The 21,275-nt window shown below is 36.7% G+C and carries 15 protein-coding genes; 7 read left to right on the forward strand and 8 right to left on the reverse strand.

Going from position 1 to position 21,275, the window contains the following annotated elements:
* The first annotated feature begins 165 nt into the window (after positions 1 to 165).
* From JST55_06300 to fahA, 4 genes are all read left to right on the forward strand, one after another.
* Positions 166 to 5,805, forward strand: a complete 5,640-nt coding sequence (locus JST55_06300; protein ID MBS1493099.1) for a T9SS type A sorting domain-containing protein — start codon at positions 166 to 168, stop codon at positions 5,803 to 5,805.
* 406 nt (positions 5,806 to 6,211) lie between these two features.
* Positions 6,212 to 7,198: a hypothetical protein gene (locus JST55_06305; GenBank protein ID MBS1493100.1), complete on the forward strand. Its 987-nt coding sequence runs from the start codon at positions 6,212 to 6,214 to the stop codon at positions 7,196 to 7,198.
* Between the two features lie 68 nt (positions 7,199 to 7,266).
* Positions 7,267 to 7,659, forward strand: coding sequence for a GxxExxY protein (locus JST55_06310; GenBank protein ID MBS1493101.1), 393 nt, complete (start codon positions 7,267 to 7,269; stop codon positions 7,657 to 7,659).
* Positions 7,660 to 7,741: 82 nt separating this feature from the next.
* A complete protein-coding gene (gene fahA, locus JST55_06315; GenBank protein MBS1493102.1) occupies positions 7,742 to 8,995 on the forward strand; it encodes a fumarylacetoacetase in 1,254 nt (417 codons plus the stop codon).
* On the opposite strand, the gene JST55_06320 is transcribed toward fahA, so the two are convergent.
* The 8 genes from JST55_06320 to JST55_06355 form a co-directional block, all read right to left on the reverse strand.
* Positions 8,996 to 9,298, reverse strand: coding sequence for a hypothetical protein (locus tag JST55_06320; GenBank protein ID MBS1493103.1), 303 nt, complete (start codon positions 9,296 to 9,298; stop codon positions 8,996 to 8,998). It abuts the gene before it with no gap.
* 66 nt (positions 9,299 to 9,364) lie between these two features.
* On the reverse strand, positions 9,365 to 9,838 hold the full coding sequence (locus tag JST55_06325) for a DinB family protein (GenBank protein ID MBS1493104.1): 474 nt from the start codon (positions 9,836 to 9,838) through the stop codon (positions 9,365 to 9,367).
* Positions 9,839 to 9,948: 110 nt separating this feature from the next.
* Positions 9,949 to 10,398, reverse strand: coding sequence for a GNAT family N-acetyltransferase (locus tag JST55_06330; GenBank protein MBS1493105.1), 450 nt, complete (start codon positions 10,396 to 10,398; stop codon positions 9,949 to 9,951).
* The gene (locus tag JST55_06335; protein MBS1493106.1) at positions 10,389 to 11,156 is read right to left on the reverse strand and encodes a nitroreductase family protein; all 768 of its coding nucleotides are present in this window, start codon (positions 11,154 to 11,156) and stop codon (positions 10,389 to 10,391) included. Before JST55_06335 ends, JST55_06330 begins: the two co-directional genes overlap by 10 nt.
* Positions 11,157 to 11,221: 65 nt before the next feature.
* Positions 11,222 to 11,719, reverse strand: a complete 498-nt coding sequence (locus JST55_06340; protein MBS1493107.1) for a phosphoheptose isomerase — start codon at positions 11,717 to 11,719, stop codon at positions 11,222 to 11,224.
* Between the two features lie 10 nt (positions 11,720 to 11,729).
* Complete coding sequence (locus tag JST55_06345; protein MBS1493108.1) at positions 11,730 to 12,083, reverse strand: DUF5615 family PIN-like protein; 354 nt, start codon at positions 12,081 to 12,083, stop codon at positions 11,730 to 11,732.
* The gene (locus JST55_06350) at positions 12,080 to 12,316 is read right to left on the reverse strand and encodes a DUF433 domain-containing protein (protein MBS1493109.1); all 237 of its coding nucleotides are present in this window, start codon (positions 12,314 to 12,316) and stop codon (positions 12,080 to 12,082) included. Before JST55_06350 ends, JST55_06345 begins: the two co-directional genes overlap by 4 nt.
* A gap of 55 nt (positions 12,317 to 12,371) precedes the next feature.
* Positions 12,372 to 13,316 carry a hypothetical protein gene (locus JST55_06355; GenBank protein MBS1493110.1) on the reverse strand — a complete coding sequence of 315 codons (945 nt, stop codon included), beginning with the start codon at positions 13,314 to 13,316 and terminating at the stop codon, positions 12,372 to 12,374.
* Between the two features lie 175 nt (positions 13,317 to 13,491).
* Between JST55_06355 and JST55_06360 the strand changes: the two genes are divergently transcribed.
* From JST55_06360 to JST55_06370, 3 genes are all read left to right on the forward strand, one after another.
* Positions 13,492 to 15,006: an aldehyde dehydrogenase family protein gene (locus JST55_06360; GenBank protein ID MBS1493111.1), complete on the forward strand. Its 1,515-nt coding sequence runs from the start codon at positions 13,492 to 13,494 to the stop codon at positions 15,004 to 15,006.
* A 148-nt stretch (positions 15,007 to 15,154) separates the two neighbouring features.
* Complete coding sequence (locus tag JST55_06365) at positions 15,155 to 17,188, forward strand: M13 family metallopeptidase (GenBank protein ID MBS1493112.1); 2,034 nt, start codon at positions 15,155 to 15,157, stop codon at positions 17,186 to 17,188.
* 909 nt (positions 17,189 to 18,097) lie between these two features.
* The gene (locus JST55_06370; GenBank protein MBS1493113.1) at positions 18,098 to 21,220 is read left to right on the forward strand and encodes a T9SS type A sorting domain-containing protein; all 3,123 of its coding nucleotides are present in this window, start codon (positions 18,098 to 18,100) and stop codon (positions 21,218 to 21,220) included.
* Positions 21,221 to 21,275 lie beyond the last annotated feature (55 nt).

Consider the following 21,275-nt stretch of genomic DNA (forward strand, 5'->3'; position numbering starts at 1 on the left):
AGAAATTCATTCCAAAATTCCGGACGAATTTTTATGAGAAAAATTTCGTATCGAACTTATACACATAAGAAATCAATAATTTAAATCCTGTAAGAAAATATATGAATTTTAATTTTTTAAGGCAGACTTATTTGTATAGTTTTGATGCAATATAATTTTACAGATATGAAAACACTCATCTTACTAATTCTGGCTTTATTGATTTTGCCTATAAAATCATTTTCACAGGTTGATGTTACTGCAACGTCAGGAACAACAGCAGCCACTTATTCTAACTTATCTTCTGCGTTCGTTGCTATCAACAACGCAACTCATCAGGGCGATATAGTAATAACTATAAATGCTAACACCACTAACTTTGGGATAATTCTTAATGCTTCCGGAACAGGAGGTGCCAGCTATTCTTCGCTTAAAATAAGACCGGGAATATTGGGACCGATAAATGTTGATAACAATATCGGGGGTTCAACTTTTTTATTTAATGGTGTTGATAATATGACTATCGACGGTACTTTGCCCGGCGGATATGGTCCTTTAACTTTCAGAAGCATTCAAAACTCTTTTAACTCGGTTATGCTTTATTTATATAATGATGCGCAAAATGATACTGTAAGAAATTGCTTTATTCAGTCTAACTCCGGTTATTGCATTAGTATTGCAAGTCCTGCAACTTCAAGCGGAAATAAAAATATAGTAATTGCGGGAAACGATATAGGAAACGTTTCCGGCTCGGCATTTCCTCAGTACGGAATTTATTCTTCATTCACTTCAGACAACATAACAGTTTCAGAAAACCGGATTCACGATGTGCTACTTCAGAATAATATCTGCGGGGGAATTTATGTAGCCGGCGGGGGCTCAGCTTCAAACTGGAAAATAAAAAATAATAGTATCTATTATTCAGTTCCATTCTCTCCAATAGGGTCAACACAGATTTATGGAATTTTTACTCAGGGCATTTCTAACACGTGCGAAATAACAGGAAACATAATAGGCTATACCGATACAACAAAGACATCACCGGCGACAATTTCTTCATCTGCTAATACTACCTTCACAGGTATAACATCAGTTGCCACTCAAACCGGAACAATTATAAGGAACAATGTTATAGACGGCTTTGATTTTACTACAGGAATTTTTTCAAACTCAGTAACGGGTTCATGGTGCGGGATTAACTTTACTACATTTTATGATTCTTACATTGATTCAAACAGAATAGGAAAAACAAGCGGCGCATCAAGTGTAAAGATTACTCACAACTCAGGGACGGCATTCGCGACAGGAATGTACTTTTCCAACTTTGGCGGAAATGTATATGTAAGAAATAATACATTCGGTTCAATTGAGGTGTCAGGTTCATTGAACACAGTTGTTTCTAAATTTTATGCAATAAATATACAGTCGTCAAGTACTTTTAATATTCAAAATAATATCATAGGAGATTCGTCATCTATTGCATCTCCGAACTCTATTTCAGTCGGGACGTTAACAACAACTGTAAACAGTATTTTTTCAGGATTAAATATTGAGCAGGGTGTGTTTCCGCCAATGAATTTTAGAAACAATATAATCAGAAATTGCCGGGCAAGAACTAACAGCGATTCGGCTGTATGCTATGGAATGAAAACAAACGGAAATGCCGGAACATTCAGTGTAACCGATAACACCATAAAAGATCTTGAAGCTCGTTCATCTTCAACGGGAAGCTCAAAGGTTTACGGAATTTACTATCTTAGTTCGAATGGTACTCCCTGTGAATACAGAAGAAATCAGGTTAACAGCCTGAGCTCGGTATGCGGCACAGGAGCAAGAAGCGGAGCAATGGGAATGTTTATTTCAACTCCAAACTTCGGCATTACATGTGATTCAAATATTGTTCATGATATTAATACTAACAGCTGCGCTGCAGGAATTACAGGAGGTGCTGTAGGTATTTATGCTTATGCAAATTGCACAAACAACAAAATTTATAATATTATTAATACCAATGCCACTGTAAACAACGTTTATGCCGTCGGATTATTTGCAGGAGGAGCTGATAACAGAAGAAATCTTGTTTATGATATAAAGACACAAACCTCAAATATATCTACAATCGAAGGGATTCGATTTACCGGTAATTATCTTGTTTGCAATGTTGTTTCGCTCGGTAGCGGTATTACAACTGATCCTGCAATTAAAGCTATAAATGATTCTAGTTTTCAGGCAAAGATAATTGTTTATAATAGTATTTACATAGGGGGAACACAGTCATCCAATGTAACAAACACGGCGGGTTATTATATAAATTTCGCAACGAATACCCAGTTATATAATAATATTTTTTATAATGCGCGGGCAAGCACCGGAGCTACTAATTATTTTACAGGAAGACATTATGGAATAAAGACAAACTTCTCCGGATTTTCCTCTTTAATTATCAGCTATAATAACATCACATCATTAAATAACGGCGGTATGTTTATTGGAAGCAGCAATACAGAAATTGCCAATGTTTCAGATTTTAAATCTTATACTAGCGGTAATGGTGCATTTTGTTTTTCATCTGACCCGCAGTATAATAATCCCGGAAGCTCACCGCCCGATTTAACTCTGCCTATGAATAACAAACAATCAAATGGCGGCTCAAGGCTGAATGCTTTTTTCAATACTGATTTCAATGGAAACAGCAGAGCACTGCCAAGCACAAACAGACCCGATATGGGAGCATTTGAAGCTGACTATGGTGACCCAACAATAGATTTGCAGGAGCCGTATATTTATTACGGTCAGCTTTCACAGGACTTGGTTACAAATAATTCAAGAACACTTACAAATTTTGTATGGATATCCGATAATAAATCTCCTTCTAATACAAACACGCCAAGAGTTTATTTTAAAAGAAGCGATGACCCAAATGCAAATTTACCTGTTGCTACGAACTCATCTTCTGACCCAATGGGCTGGAGATATAATTCAGGTACAACATCAGATGCCGGCTCAGAAAGATATTATTCATTTGTTATTGATTACTCTATTATGAATCCCTCCTCGACATTAACAGGAGACGCAACCAATATTCAGTATTTTGTCTCAGCAGAAGATGAAGCGGGAAATTTTAACTCGAATGGTTACGGAGCATATCCGGGAACTCCGCTGGTAAATGTAACTTCGCAGCCTTCAGGGTATATCTATAATTATCAATTAAGATTAGGAATACAAGGTACATATTATATAAAAGCGGGAGGATTTCCATTGTACAATTCTTTTGCGGAGTTCAGCAATTATTACAGTAATGGGATAATTACAGGAGACATAACTTTAATTTTAGGAGGAGATATTTCCGGCAACGATCAAATTGGACTAACTGACGGCAGCGGAAATCAAAATCCAAATAATTACAAAGTAACAATAAGACCTGACGGCAATACTGTAAGAACAATGGAAAACAATGATAACGCATTTGTATCTTACAACATAAATATGTATAACATAAAAAACTTAACTATCGATGGAAGAAGCCCGAATACCGGAACAGGAAAATATTTAAGGTTTGTAAACAATGTAAGTTCAACAGATCAATCCAAAGCTATTGTTTACTATGCAACAAATGCTCACAAAAATACAATACGTAACTGTATTTTCGAAAGCAATGCTACATCAGACCCTGTAGTTTTATACAGCAGTTTCACAGGAACAACAGGATGCGACAGCAACACAATAAGTAACTGCGACTTCAAGCCGTCTAACGCAACATATCCCGGAAGATATCGCACCGGAATTTATTTTGCCAATACTTTCGGAAATGATTCAGGATGCACTGCAACTAAAATTGACAGCTGCGACTTTGTGGACTTTTCAAGTTTCTGTATAAGTATGGATAAGGCTGCTTCGAATCAGAACGTAACTATTTCACATAATAAATTTCATCAGTCGGCAAATTACGGAGCATCAATTTTCCCGCTGAGATTTCAGGCTTATGGCACAAATCTCATTTCTGATAATGAAATATACGATACATATACGAATCAAACCGTTTACGGTATGTACATTCTGGAAGCGCAGAACACTACTATCACCAGAAACAAAATTAATATAGCACCCAACAGCTCTACAAACGGGTTATACGGAATTTATTTGCTTAGCGCAGGAACGTTCAATAGTATGAACATAACTAACAATCAAATCCGGATTCAGCCGACAGGCGGAGACAATCAGCCAATAGTGGGAATAAATGACCAGGGCTCAACAACTACTGTAAACATATTATACAACACAGTTTATATAGGAGGTCAATCTACGGGAACGGCTAATACATATTGCGCTTTCAGAGAAAATCCTTTCTTTAATTCTTCAACATGGGTGTGCCAAAATAATATTTTCTACAATGATAGAACTGCCTTCTCAGGTTCAGGACTTCACTTTGCTATGGGAAATAAAAATCTGGATTACGGCTTATTTAGCAATTATAATTTCTTTGTCGGAAGAGGTCAGTTTGATGCCTGGATTTTTGAAAATGCCGGCTCATCCATTTCGTTTTATAACTGGAGACTGGCAAGTTTTGGAAGAGACGCAAATTCGATATCAAGAATTGCAAACACAATTAATCCATCAAACTTCTTTCAGGATGCATTCAATTGTGATTTGAGAATTAAATCAAACTATGCTGAGTCATACTATGTAAAAGGTATGGGTTATCCGGCAACAACACCAAGTGTTGCCACAGATTATAACGGTACTCCGCGTTCAACATCATTAACAACAGGCGCAACAACAATTGGCGCATTTGAAGTTGCTCCGGGTGTTGAGCCCAATCCAATAATAATCAGCGGGCCTTTTGATATAGGTCAGGAATATCCTATTTATGATAATGAGAGATATTACGGAACCATAAAATTTAATTCCGCTGTTCAGCCTTCCGGCTTAGCTTTATATTATTACGGCGGAACAAATCCCCCGAATGCATCAGGTTCTTATGGTAACAGTTATTTTAAAATTATTCCCTCAGGAACCAATGCAGGATTGGATTATGATCTGAAACTTGCCTTCGATGAAAGAGAGCTTAATAATATCACTGCGCCTGCATCATCTAACTTAGGACTTGCAAAGAGTGAGGATAACGGAACAACATGGACTTTCATTCAGGGAAGTATGTATGATAATAACGGAAATTTCACAGGAGCAATTGCTCACAACCAGACATCATTTTCATTGTTTACTTTTACAGGACTTGACAATGCTCTTCCTGTTGAACTTTCTGCTTTTAATTCATCTGTGAACAGAAATGATGTTACTTTGAAATGGACTACTACATCGGAAAGAAATTCTGCAAACTTTGAAATAGAAAGAAAATTATCATCCACTGAAAACTGGAGCAAAGTTGGTTCATTAAGCGGAGCAGGAAATTCCAATACACCGAAGAGTTATACGTTTGATGACAGAAGATTACAGATTGGAAAATATAAATACAGATTGAAACAGATTGACTACAACGGGACATTCAAATATTATGACTTGCACAATGAAATAGAGGTCGGTTTGCCAAAGGATTTCAGAATGAGTCAGAATTATCCTAATCCGTTTAACCCGACATCGAAGATTGATTACGAGCTGCCGTTCGATTCAAAAGTTGAAATCAGAATATATGATATGACGGGAAGAGAAATGAATGTATTGGTAAATCAGCAGCAGACAGCCGGTTATTATACAATTCAGTTTAACGGAGCAGGATTTGCAAGCGGCACTTACTTCTATAGAATTGCAGCGAAATCTACTTCAGGAAAAGACTTCAGTAAAACTTTAAAAATGGTATTAGTGAAATAAAAAATATTTGTAGTATCTGTAAAATGAATGCCCGGTACGTGTAATGCGTCCGGGCATTTTTTTTATATTATAATTTCTGCCCGGAAGTACAAATATTTTGAAATTGTTGTAAAGTGATTTATTTATATCTTCACCTATTAGCAGTAATGTATAAGATATAATAGACTAATTGAATTAATCTTTGTAAATTGATTGATGATTTTCTTCGCTCTTTGTTTTATAAATGCTTATGAATTTGTAAAAAATTCATATTTGATAAAACACGAAATTAAAGGAAAACTTACGAGGGGGCGTAAGTTTCACTGTATGAAAAATCAATATTTAAGTCTGGAGTTTTCACGGCAAATAAAATTAAGAAAGTGGTTTACATTTTTCTTTTAAAGCGATTAAACTAATTTTGTTAATTATGATTACAAATTCTTTAAAAAAGTTACTCACGGGTTTAATAGATTACGCAGGACTTTTTCCGCCGGCTTCTCTTCCACTGAATGAAGCATATAAGCAGTTCACAGGATATATAAATGAAAATGACGAATGGATTTTATCAAAGTTCATTTGTCCTGCTAAGCAGTTATCTGCGCTTGCGGAGTTAATAAAAAAAGATGAGACGAACAAAAAATCATTTTCCGTTTCAGTCCTTGGCAGAAGCGGAGCAAATGTTGAAGAGTTTATAAAAGGTTCAAGCGAAGATTTAAATCTCATAATAAATTTTTTAAAAGAGACAGAAAATAAATTTTCAACTGATGCATTTGAAGTGAGACTTCCGGAAGATATAGTACTAGAAAATAATCCTGACGCTATGTATGAAATACTGAATAGCGTCTCAGCAATCTTTAAAGAAAATTTAATTTTACCTGTAAAGAAATTCTTTGAGCTGCCTTTGAAAGGTGACTGGAAATCATCGGTAGATAATTTCGCATCAGTTTTAAAAAGACATAATGATTTTTTCGGACAGGATGATAAATTTCCACGAAGCGGATTTAAGCTCCGCACAGGAGGAATAGAGGCATCTGCTTTCCCTACTCCGGAACAAATCGCTTATGTTATAAACTCATGCTATGAAAATCAGCTGCCTTTGAAATTCACAGCCGGACTTCATCACCCGATAAGACATTATAATGAATCAGTTCAAACAAAAATGCATGGCTTCCTGAATGTGTTTGGCGCAGGAGTTTTATTGTATGGAAACGATTTATTAGAGCAGGATTTGATTAATATACTATCAGATGAAGTTGCTGATAATTTTAAATTCGATGAAGATTATTTCAGATGGAAAGAGTTTAAGTCGCCAATAAAAGTGATAGAGAATGCAAGAAGAAACTTTGTAATATCATACGGCTCCTGCTCCTTCGATGAACCGAGAGAAGATTTATTAAACCTTAACTTAATGTGATGAATTAAACGCAAAGAGCGCTAAGAATTCGCAAAGAGCGCTAAGTAATAATTTCAAATTTATATTATATGAGTGAAAATGAATTAAGTAATTTTATAATTGGTTTGGCAATTGAAGTACATAAAAACTTAGGTCCAGGATTATTGGAATCTGCATATGAAGAATGTTTGTTTTACGAAATTCTCAGCAACAAATTATTCGTTGAACGTCAAAAGGCTATGCCTTTAATCTATAAAGATATATTGCTTGATTGCGGATACAGAACTGATTTAATTGTTGAAAATAAAATTATTATCGAAGTTAAAGCTTGTGAATCTCTGATGCCAGTACATGGTTCACAACTTTTAACATATTTAAAATTGTCAAATTTAAAACTAGGATTATTAATTAATTTCAATGTTAAACTTTTAAAAGAAGGAATAAAAAGAGTTGTAAATAATGACGGTAAAGAATTATTGTAATTCTTTGCGTGCTTAGCGAAAGCTTTGCGCTCTTTGCGTTAAAAGGTACTCTGTGGTAAAAAATTAAATTCTAAAATATAATATGAAATCTTTTATAAAATACTCAGCCGATTCTCATTTTCCTATTCAAAATCTTCCTTACGGAGTTTTTAAGCCAAAGCCGGATGGCAATGCACGTATTGGAGTTGCCATAGGAAAATTTATACTTGACTTATCCGTCCTTGAGGACAGAGGACTTTTAAAAAATTCTTCAGGTGAAAAAAATCTCTTCAACAAAAGTTCATTAAATCTCTTCATGTCACAGGATAAAAAAGTATGGAAAGAAATCAGAACGCAACTTCAGAGTTTATTAAGTGAAGATAATGCAGCGTTAAGAGATGATTCTGAATTAAGACAGGAAGCTTTTATTGAAATGGAAGATGCAATCATGTGTCTGCCTGTTGAGATTGGTGACTACACCGATTTTTATTCTTCACGTGAGCATGCTACAAACGTCGGTATTATGTTCCGCGGAAAAGAAAACGCTCTAATGCCTAACTGGCTTCATCTGCCCGTTGCATATCATGGAAGAGCTAGTTCTATTATAATAAGCGGAACAGATATAGTCCGTCCAAAAGGACAAACAAAACCTGCTGATGCAGAAACCCCTGTCTTCGGCGCAAGTAAACTTATGGACTTCGAACTCGAGATGGGATTTTTCATAGGCAAAGGAAATAAACTCGGTAGTTCAATCTCAGTCGAAGAAGCTGAAGATCATATATTTGGAATGGTGATTGTTAACGACTGGAGCGCAAGGGATATTCAGGCATGGGAATATGTGCCGCTCGGTCCTTTCCTTGCGAAAAATTTTGCGACATCAATTTCACCCTGGGTTGTTACACTTGATGCGCTTGAGCCTTTCAGATGCGCAAGTCCCAAACCTGAATTTGAACCGCTGCCTTATCTGCAAAGCAAAGGCGATAAAACTTTTGATATTCAGCTTCATGTTTTTATTCAGAATGATAAACTTGAAGAGCCGTTTCAGGTATGTCACTCAAATTTTAAATATTTATACTGGAATATGCCGCAGCAATTAGCGCATCACACAGTTAACGGATGCAATTTACAGACGGGTGATTTGCTTGCATCGGGAACTATCAGCGGCGAGACAAAGGAATCCAGAGGGAGCATGCTTGAACTTACATGGCGCGGAGCGGAGCCTATAACTCTTTCAAACGGTGAGGAAAGAAAATTTATCAATGACGGCGATACTGTTATAATGAGCGCTTACTGTGAAGGTGACGGATACAGAGTCGGATTTGGTGAAGTGAGCGGAAAGATTTTACCTGCGAAGTAATTACACTAAAATAAAAATTGCATAAAAAATAAGTCCGAGAGTTGAAACTACTCTATGATAAACCCCGCCTTTTTTTCCAAGTGGAAGTATTGCCATAAAGAGAAGAGAAAACAGAATAAGCATTTTTCCAAACAAGGAAAGATTTACAAGAATTAAAATCAGAATAAGATTTATTATTATTGCAGCGAAAAGAATTTGATGTGTGATTTTTTTCATCGTGATTATTTTCAGATACAAAAGCCATCCTACTAAATAATTCACAACGTAAAAAAATAAAGCGGAGTATGTGAGAATTTTTTCCAATAAATAAAATTACCCTTCCCAAACTAAATTGAAAAGGGTAATTATAAGAATCAATAAAAATTAAAATTACATCTGGCCTTCATCAGCAGAAGGACCGTAAGAAGATGGAAGCGGAACATCAAGAAGTCTTAAATAAACTCCAAGCTGTGCTCTGTGATGAATTAAGTGGCTGAGAACAAATCCTCTCATTACTCCTATTCTCGGCATAGTCATATAAACAGTTTCGCCGTTCCTTAAAGTCCACATTCCCATAAGGTTTTCATCTGTTGCATTTGTTTCAAGAGTCCTTAAAGCTGCTGCCTGTTTTTCGTCATAAAATTTTACAAGCTCTTCAGTTGTCTTTGGTTCGAATGGTTTGTATTCCATTTTAGAGAAATCCAGAACGTCCTGATTAATTGTAGGACCTGTCCAGTCAGCTATTTCAGCTACATGTGATGCAAGTCTTCCAAGAGACATTGATTTTTCGTGTGGTTTCCATGAGAATTTATCTGCAGGTACACGCTCAAGCATTTTTCTTGTAGCGATACCCTCATGTTTCATTTCACCGATTATTGCTTCGTTTAATGCCATGATCTTTTTTTATGTTGGTTAATAAATGTGAGAGTTGAAAACAACTTAATTATTTTACCCATTATAATAAAGGGTATTTTTTAATTTGCAGAAATTTTCAAAGTTGAAACTGCATCATCGCCGACTTTAACATCAGTAAGCTCAAAACCTAAAGATTTATAAAGCTTTATCGCATTATGGTTATTAGGATTATGCAATATATCTAAAACTTTCACTCCCATGTTTTTCAATTTTTCAATCATAAGCTGCAAAGCATATTTACCATAACCTTTGCCTTGATAATTTTCATCTATCATAAATCTGTTAATATAATATATTTTATCATCGGGGTCTAATGCATGCGTGATGAAACCAATAATTTTATTATCGAGATAAATTCCAAACGGATTTATTTCCGGATATACATAACACATTGCAAGGCTGTTCTCATTTGAGCCGACAAACTTTTTCTGCTCTTCAGTTACTTTCAGCTTTATACATTCGCGCCAGTTATCTTTATCTATCGGACGCAGTGATATATTCATTTCCATTTGTTTCTGAAACTGAGTTCTTCGGGTGATTTTCTTTGCGATGACTTCCAGTCAATCGTCGGACGCTTCATGTTTTTATCTACATATCCCATTCTGAATATTGCCATCATTTCAAAGCTATCCGGAATTTCAAGCATGTCAACTATCTTTGCCCAGTTCTCAGGAATTTCTCCCGGAGTGGAAATAAACTGCATACCCATTCCAAGCGCAGTGGTGGAAAGCCAAAGATTTTGTATCACTGCTCCCATGGAAATTACGGAATAAAATCCGGAAAGTTCTTCTTTCTTATATTCATCTTTTGTGAGAGCAATTACAAAAAGTATTGGTGAGCCGGCTACGAGCTTCTCTTCGTCGTTTCCTAAAATTCTTGATACTCTGAATTTTGAAATTATTTTTCCGCCTGCTTCACTGAAGATTTGTTTTGCGAACGGTTTTAAGAAAGCCGGCATATGGTCTATATGAATTCCGTCGCTGGTCTTATCCACTTCTTCGTCATCGAAGCGGAAATACTTTCTGTACTGCTTCCAGAATCTTCCGTCATCCATAAGCTGCACCATAGAGTCACCGGCAATTTTTGCAATTTTAGCTATGGTGTTTTTATCATCAACAATAATAAATCTCCATGGCTGCGAATTAAAATGGCTTGGAGCATATGAAGCCATTTTAACGAGAGTGTTCAAGTCTTCTTCTGAAACTTCTTTATTTATAAATGCACTGTTAGCAGTTCTGCGGTTTAAAATTGCATCAAAAACTTCCATGGTTTTCAGGCGTTAAATATTATTCGTTAACCGGAATAATTTGTTCAAAAATGTTACAATGATATTTATCTACCAAAGTCATCCTGAATTCTTCTGATATCGTCTTCATTGGAAGGATTTGAAGGGTCAGTATGCACCCAGATTTCTGCAACAACACCCCAATCATCTTCGCCTACAAGTCTGTGACGTGTACCCTGAGGCAGCGTTACAACTTCATCCTTAATATAAGATTTCGGGTCTTCCGGTTGTTCATCGGTAGGACTTTGATAAACAGCTATTGGTCCCCGAACAACTCTCCATACTTCAGAGCGTCTCTCGTGAACCTGCCATGAAAGTCTTTTCCAGGGTTCAACAACTAGAATTTTAGGGCTGGCATTCATTGTGCGGGCATACTCAGGAAGTTCTACTCCCTGATAATATATATCCAGAAATTTAGGAAGGTCAGAATCGGCTATTCTGTAAAATCCGCCCCATGGTCTTTCGAAATCTTTATCGACTATTGTTAAACCTTTTTCTTCGAGTGATTGTGCTACTTCTTTAGCAATTTCTTCTTTTGTAAGCATTGAATTTTAATTATTCGTGAAAAAAAATATTTTGATTATTCATTTCAATAAATCTATTGTTTTCAAATCCTTTAACTATTTGACTAATATTTTTATTGAATAATTCTAAAAGTTTGATGTTTATAATATTTCCGGTTGTAATCCAAAGAAGCTTGTTAGGAGAGTTTTTTAACAGACAGGTTTCTACAAAGTCTTCATCTTTTGTGATTAAAATTCTGTCTTGAGTATCTGCAATCTTGCGAAGATAATTATCAGTTGTAAATTCTTTATCAGGTAAATCTTCAGTATGAATTACATCATGTCCTTCAGCCTGCAAATGTTTTTTTAAAAGAGGAGGCAGCTGAGCATCGATTAAAAATTTCATGAAGAAACTCTGTTAATGCTTTTAACTTTAGTAAGTCGCGAAGCATATGCCAATGAAGCCATTATATCCTCTTTATTTAAAGAAGGATAATCTTTAATTATTTCCTCGTTAGTCATTCCCGCTGAAAGCAAATCCAATATTAACTCAACCGTATATCGCATATTCCTAATAGTAGGTTTTCCATGACAAACTTCCGGATTAATTGTTATTCTGCTTAATAAATTCTCTTCCATAATGAACAAAATATATATTTTGCTGTTTATAAAAAACAGAGATAAAAATGAAATTTTAATTAAATTCCTGCTTAAAACTTTGTATATACTCTACAAGTTCAGCATCTAACTTTTCTATTGATTCACCTGTTATTTTTTCAAGCTGTTTAATTCCTGTATGGTCATCTGAATAATTGTCACGGAAAGATTTATAATACTCTTCAAATAATCCCTTCTCCTGAAGTAGCATAAATAAGTAACAGCCCTGAGCATAATAGAACGAAGTCCTTGTACCGTAGAACTCATCGTCATTTGTATTCATCAAGTGTCTTAATGAAGTATAATTATTATCGTTAAACGCTCTTCTTAAAGCCAGTATTCTCCAGTTAAAATTACCTATGAATCTTCCGTTATTAAAGATTGCTTTCTCATGCATTGCAGCAAAACCTTCATTGAACCACGAAGGAATATTCGGAAAGTCATTCTGAAGCATTGCATGGGTGGCTTCGTGGGAAGTGCTCCCCTTCCAGTTTACGTATCTTATAAGAATTACGTTCCTTGAAATTTTATAAAACCCGTATGGAGATAAGTCAGTTTCATCAACTCCGAATTCTTTGATTGAAAAATCCTTGTAGCTCTGCATATCTTTAAAAAGAAATATAGGAGTTACTTCGTCGGGGCGTGTTTCAATATAATTGTTAAGCATCACATCGACTGTATTTCTGATATCGCTATCGATTAACTGATAAGTAACTTTATCATCAAGATTTGAAAATATTATAAAGTAACGAAAACGTATCGCTCTAAAGTCCTTTCCGAGAATTTTTGAGTAATCCGAAAGTGCATCATCGTAATTAAGATTATCATAAACATCTTCAAGTTCGGCAAAATTGTAGTTATCGTACTCAAATTCAGTGACAGATGCTCCGTCATTGGTGACGGGTTTGTCATACTTGACATTATTTTTTATTCCGCAGCCGGCTAAAAATACAAAAAAGATGTAAATAAACGTTTTTTTCATTACTTTCTATTTGTGTTACTGTATATTATCAACAATATCCACGCCGTAAAAGTTAATCCAATTTTGATGTTAGAATAGTGCATTTAATCCCATATTCAATTTAGCTATTTTATATGACACTCATAATTCAAGAAAATAATCAGCAAGAAAATAATTAGATTAACTAAATAATATCATGTCACAAAAATTTCAGAACTTAATAAACGGAGTCTGGAAAGACTCAGTATCAGGCAATACATTTGAAAACAGAAATCCGGCAAACTGGAACGACGATTTAATCGGAATATTTCCATCTTCTTCAGCAGAAGATGTGAACGAAGCAGTTGCAGCTGCAAAAGAAGCTTTCAAAAAATGGAGACTCGTACCTGCTCCTAAAAGAGGAGATGTTTTAAAAATCGTAGGCGATATGATGCTTGAGCGCAAAGATGAGATTGCACACGAAATGACACGCGAAATGGGAAAGGTATTTGCCGAAACAAAAGGTGATGTACAGGAAGGTATCGATACAGCTTATTATGCAGCATCTGAAGGAAGAAGACTTTTCGGAATGAACGCACCGAGCGAGCTTCCTAACAAAATGAATTTAAGTTTCAGAGTGCCGATTGGCGTTGGCGGATTTATAACTCCGTGGAATTTCCCAATGGCAATCCCAACATGGAAAATGTTTCCTGCTTTAGTCTGCGGTAATACATGTGTATTCAAACCGGCAGAACTTACTCCGAAGACAGCAGCTATCCTTGTTGAAATTATCGATGCAGCTATGAGACAGGAGCTTGGTAAAGATTATATTCCCGGCGTTATAAATATCGTTCACGGAAAAGGAAGAATAGTAGGTGAAGCAATTACAAATCATCCTGATATAGACTTGATTTCTTTTACAGGTTCAACTGCAGTCGGAAAAAGAATCAACGAAGTTGCAGGAAAAGAACTTAAAAGAGTTTCGTTAGAACTTGGCGGAAAGAATGCGCAGATCGTAATGGCAGATGCCAATATGGACTTAGCAATCGAAGCTGTTCTATGGGGAGCATTCGGCACAACCGGTCAAAGATGCACAGCTACTTCAAGATTAATACTTCACAAAGATATTCACGATGAATTTGTAAAAAGATTAGTAGAGAAGGCATCAAAGCTTAGACTTGGTTACGGTAACGATAAAGGTGTTGATGTCGGTCCATGCGTAAGTGAATCACAGAGAGAAACTGTAAACAACTATGTAAAGATTGCAAGAGATGAAGATAAGGCAACATTAGCTCTTGGCGGTGATTATGCAAAAGAAGGTGACCTTGCAAAAGGCTGGTTCTATAAGCCAACAATATTTACAGGTGTTACACCCGAAATGAGAATTGCAAAAGAAGAGGTTTTCGGTCCTGTACTCGCAGTATTGAAATGCGACTCACTTGAAAATGCAATCGATATCTTAAACAACACTCAATACGGATTATCATCAAGCATATTCACAAATAATGTTAACGATGCATTTACTGCGGTAAGAGATATTCAGGCAGGTATAACTTACATCAACGGAGCTACAATCGGAGCAGAAGCACATATGCCTTTCGGCGGAGTTAAAGCTACCGGCAACGGACACCGTGAAGGCGGCTGGACGGTGTATGATTTCTATACAGAATGGAAGGCAGTTTATATCGATTACTCAGGAAAATTACAGAGAGCGCAGATAGATAATTATTAGTAGAAAGTATAAAGTAAAAAGTATAAAGACTAAGAGAGGCGGTGATGAACCGCCTTTTCTTTATTCAATAATTATTCATGAATTACTCATTAATAACCACTTAAACTTTTAGAGTTATAATACGTATTTTTTGACAATCAAACATTCTATGAAATCATACAAAATATTTTACCCTTTACTGGCGTTGTTCGTCTTTGCTTCAATTTCAATTGCATCAGCGCAGCAGGCAGATCCGCTGCAGGTTAACAGAGATTTTTCTGTAAAGCCCGGAGTTGATTTTTTCCATTACGCAAACGGCACATGGTTTAAAAATAATCCTATCCCTGCCTCTGAAACAACGAACGGTTTATGGAGCTTAATTACAGATACTATCAATGCACAGATAAAAAGAATATGCGAACTCTCAGCCGAGGATTCCGACGCGCCGAAGGGAAGCAACAAGCAAAAGATTGGTGATTTCTATTTCAGCGGAATGGATACTGTGACCATCGAAAAGCTCGGACTTGAACCGCTTAGAGCAGACATTAATAAAATAGAAGGTATAACTGATGTAAAAAGCCTTCTGAGTGTTATGGCTTATCTGAGGAAAATCTCAGTTGACCCCGGATTTTCATTTTACATAGGACAAGATGAAAAGAACAGCGAGAAATATGTTATTAACTTCGGACAGGGAGGACTCGGATTAGGCGAGAGAGAGTATTACGTTTCAACCGATGAAGCAAACATTAAAATCAAGAATGAATATGTAAAACATCTTACAGCTATGTTCAAGCTGATGGGCTATGATGACAACACTGCTGCAAGTAACGCTGCAACTGTTATGAAGATGGAAACGGAATTTGCCAACAACAGCAGAAAGATGGAAGACCTTCGCGACCCCGAACACAACTATAACAAAATGTCCGTTGATAAATTCAATCAGCTGACTCCTTCAGTTTCATGGGCAGAAGTAATAGGATATCTTGGAATTCCCAATGCAGATACAGTTAATGTCGGACAGCCTGAATTTTTCACAGGCTTTGAAAAATCACTGAAGAACTTTTCTATAGAAGACTGGAAGACATATCTTAAATGGAATCTCGTGAACTCATATGCTGATTACCTCAGCACACCTTTTGTAAATCAGAACTTTGATTTCTATTACAGAATACTTGAAGGCGTTCCGGAAATGAGACCAAGATGGAAAAGAATTGTTGACCAGACGAACGGCTCACTTGGAGAATTGATAGGTCAGGTTTATGTTGCCGAATACACTCCTGCAGGAACAAAGGAAAAACTGCTTGAGATCGGCAATAACATCAAAGCTGTTTACGGTGAAAGAATAAAGAAGCTTGACTGGATGAGCGAAGCAACGAAGAAGAAAGCTCTGAATAAACTGAGCAAGGTATTTATGAAAGTTGGTTACCCGGATAAATGGAGAGATATGAGCGCGCTGCAAATCGATAGAAGCTCCTATGCAAATAATGTAAAGCGAGTAATTGAATGGTACTATAACTACAGAATAAACAAGTACGGCAAACCGGTTGACAGAACTGAATGGGGTATGACTCCTCAGACTTACAACGCTTATTACAGTCCCACCAATAACGAGATATGCGTGCCTGCATGCAACATAATGGTACCCGGATTTGAGGGCAGACTTCCCGATGACGCTGTGCTTTACGGAATTATCGGCGGCTCGACATTCGGACATGAGATAACTCACGGCTTCGATGACCAGGGCAGCAAATACGACGAGTTCGGAAACTTAAATGAATGGTGGACTAAGGAAGACAGGGAGAAGTTCACACAGAAGACTAAGAAGATAGTAGAGCAGTTCAATCAGTACAAAGTAGAAGAGCTTCATGTAAACGGCGAGAACACTCAGGGTGAAAACATTGCCGATCTTGGCGGAGTTGTTATGGGCTTAGAGGCATTCCATAAGACCAAGCAGTATAAGGATAACGTTAAGATTGCAGGTCTCACACCAACGCAGAGATACTTCCTTGCCTATGCATACGCATGGATGGTGAATAAAAGAGTTGAGGCTCAGAGACGCCAGATAATGACTAACGAGCATGCGCCGGAACAGTTCAGAGTACTTGGACCTCTAAGCAACATGGTCGAGTTCTATGAAGCTTTCAATATTAAAGATGGGCAGCCGATGTGGAGAGATGAAGATGAAAGGGTAGTTATTTGGTGAAATAGATAACTGATATAACAAATAATTATTAATATACGGCCGGTGAGATATTTATTTCATCGGCTTTTTTATTTCCAAAAAAAAATTTTGAAATGATGGATTTTTGACGGATTTTGAAAAATAAGTATTGATTTTACAATGCAGGGAATTTTCACTTTTCGTCATTACTGAATTTTGGAACACGAATGAATATGATAATTATAATGTCACTGATAGTAACATTATTGTCACATTTTATTGTTGGTCAGTTAACTAGCAACGGCGGTTTAAATAAAGTCGGGAAATAGTCGGGTTTTATTTATAACCACCCCCTTAATCCCCCTCCTTTTCAAGGAGGGGGAAACCGTATCCTATTAATACAAGTTTTAAAAATCTTTAGAAAGATTGTCACATTATTGTAACATTTTGTTTTGGTCAGTTAACTAGCAACGGCGGTTTAAATAAAGTCGGGAAATAGTCGGGTTTTATTTATAACCACCCCCTTAATCCCCCTCCTTGAAAAGGAGGGGGGGAAACCATATCCTATTAATACAAGTTCTAAAAATCTTTAAAAAGATTGTCACATTATTGTTACATTTAATTTGTTGTTGGTCAGGTGACCAACATCGGGGGTAATATGTAATTTAAATTCATTGTCGCATTATTGTCACATTTTCATTTTAACTTATTATCCGTTTAAAACTGAGACCAATCCGGGCTGCAACAGATTAATATATATAAAACGAATTTATAAAAAAAGAATATCATCCCTATTAGTAGGAATAGAATAAATTAATCCGCTATGAAACTTCCACTCTATATTTAATTTCTATTTTCAAATTAAAATGAGTATTTTTACTTATACATACATTCCGGATTCGCCAAAGAAATTTTTAAAAATAATTTTAACTTACCCTAAGAATAAAAATTATGAAAAAAATTCTCCTTCTTTCCCTATCAGTTTTTTTCTTTTTAGTTACAATTTGTAATGCGCAGGTTAACTCCGTTCAGGTAACTCCCGGCGGAACATTTTACAACAGCATTACAGATGCTTATACTGCCATACTTGGAGGGGCTCCGATATCGCAGGCATATATAATTGAACTTCAGTCTATTTACGATGGAAGCACAGAAATTTTTCCAATCAATTTAACGGCAGTCAGCGGCACAAGCTCGGCCAATACAATTACTATAAGACCGGCATCGGGTGTATCAAGTCTTCTTGTGGCAAGCACGCAGGTCGGATTCGGCACAATAGATATGAACGGAGCAGATTATATTGTTATCGACGGTAGAGCAGGCGGAACGGGCAGTTCAAGAAATCTTACTATAAGAAATTCATCCAACTCTACAACTATAGGAACATCTGCCATTCGCCTTGCGAATGATGCAGAGAACAATGTAGTAAAATACTGTGTGCTGCAGGGACTGGGAAAAGATGCTAACAGCGGAACAGGTGTAGTTCAGTTCACGACTACTACAGGCACTAACGGAAATTCAGGAAACTATGTAACAAGAAATCTGATTCAGGATGACCCGACAAACGTAACGGATTTACCAAACTACTGTGTGGCTTCAAACGGCAATACAAGTACGGGCTCAGGATTGAACTCAAACAACTCAATCACCAATAACGAACTTACAAATTTTTTTAACAGAGGTGTTTCATTGTTCGGGCTTAACGGCAACGGATGGCATATTGACAGCAACTTTGTTTACAGAAACAGCTATACAAAAGTTCCGGGAGCAACTAACTGCTTATCGGTTCTTGTAGCTATTACAGGGTTCACAATAAATAATAATACAATTGCAGGACCGACTCCCGCAGACACATTTTACATGGGTGTAACAAATCTGCAATGGACGGGAATAGTATCAACAAACGGAGGCGCAGGATTTGTTTCAAATAATACTATCTCTAAAATCAGAATGATTTCTACAACTGCAGGAACGGGAATAAACGTCGGCGGTACAGGAGGAAATTATACTGTAAGCGGTAACACAATTACGGATATAGTACAGAGAAATACAGGGGAGTTCAGAGGTATAGTTTCAAATTCTCCGGCAGTCACAATCAGTAATAACACACTTTCCAATATTCAGTGTACAAATGCTACGGGAACGAACAATAATATACGGGGAATATTTCACTCAGGAGCTTCTACTACTGCAATTATAACTGACAACACGCTTAGCAATTTTATTACCTCGGGAATAAGCACTACGTTTAACTCCACGAACGCAAATCCGCTTAACGGAATATTTGTAGGCACGGCAGACTCCTGCGCTATTTACAATAACAGTGTAAGCGGACTGAGCATGACAAGCACCACTGCAATTAATACAGCTGCCTTTGGTATCGGCGCAACAGCATGCGCAAAGACTTTCATAGGCAATAACTACATTGCAGATATAAATAATCTTAATACAGGTGCAACATCAAGAACAGGAGGAATTTTAATTTTCAATGCATCATCAAGACAATGGATATGGAATAATTTAATAAGCCTCGGTTATAATACAAACAACTCATTAAATGTTTATGGAATTGTTCACTATAATACTGCTGCTCAAACGGGTCCTTTATATATTTACGATAACAGTGTTTATTTATCGGGGACTGCAAGCGGAACGGCGGCGAGTTATGCATTCCAGAGAGTGAGAGAAACTCCGATAGAATTAAAAGGAAATATTTTATCGAATATAAGAAGCGGAGGAACGGGGGGACAATTTGCGATATCGGTTATTAATTCAACCACTAACTGGACGGCAGGCAATATAAACAACAACGATATTTATTCTGCTAACTCTTCTACCATAGGGCAATGGCTGACAAATTCCTATGACTTCCCAAACTGGAAAACAAATTCCGGAGCTGATGCAAATTCTATTTCATCTGACCCGTTATATCACAGTATAATAAATTTGAGATTGCTGCCTAACTCGCCGTGCTACAATGCAGGAGTTCCGGTTTCATATGTTCCCGTTGATTATTATGGAACTACGAGGTCTTTAACCACTCCTACAATCGGCGCAGTAGAAATGACAAGCACTCAGTCACCCACAAGCCAGAATACAATAACGTCTCCTACTACAAGTACTGATAACGTAGTTTTATCATTGGCGGCAGCGGGAGGATTATCTGTTAATCCGGCTACATTATCACCTGCATCCGGCAGTCATTTTACAGGACAATATTATTCATCGGGAAGCACAGGAAATCACCCCGGCGCAACAAATATTTCCGGCTACTACTGGACTGTTTCCACAGATGCATCTTCATTCACCGGCTCGGTGAGATTTTATTTCAATAATATTCCTGCTAACGGAGTTTTGGTTCCGGGCACGCTTAAGTTATTAAAGCGAAACGGTCCCGGATTAGACTGGGCTGTATGGCCGACTACAACTAATACTGCTACTTATATAGAGGCAACGGGACTAACAGGATTTTCTGAGTTTGCACTGGGAGGCGATGTAGATAATCCGCTGCCTGTAGAGCTTACAAGTTTTTCAGCGGTTATAAATAACAGAGATGTAAATCTTAACTGGAAGACAACAACTGAAACCAATAACTCGGGATTTGATATTGAAAGAAAAACAATTGACGGCAGCTGGACGAAAATAGGTTTTGTTAATGGAAGTGGAAATTCAAATCATGAAAATTCTTATTCTTACTCAGACAGGAATCTGAGTAAAGGAAATTATAATTACAGACTTAAGCAGATAGATTTTAACGGAGCATACAAATATTATACTCTTGCGGGAAATGTAAGTGTTGGCGTTCCGGTAAAATTTGAGCTTTCGCAGAATTATCCAAATCCGTTCAACCCCGCTACTAAAATAAATTTCTCTTTGCCAAAGGATGCAAAAGTAACTTTGACTGTATTTGATATTTCCGGAAGGGAGATTGCAAGATTGCTTAACGATGAATTTAAGCAGGCAGATTTTTATACGGTGCAGTTCAACGGATTAAATCTGGCATCAGGTGTTTACTTTTATAAAATTGAGGCAGGAGAATTTATTCAGACAAAAAAAATGATGCTGGTAAAATAAAATTTGCTTTAAAACATTAATCGGATACGGGGCGAAAGCCCCGTTTTTATTTTTA

This window comes from Bacteroidota bacterium (assembly GCA_018266835.1).
Classification (GTDB): Bacteria; Bacteroidota; Ignavibacteria; order Tepidaquicellales; family Tepidaquicellaceae; genus JAFDZO01.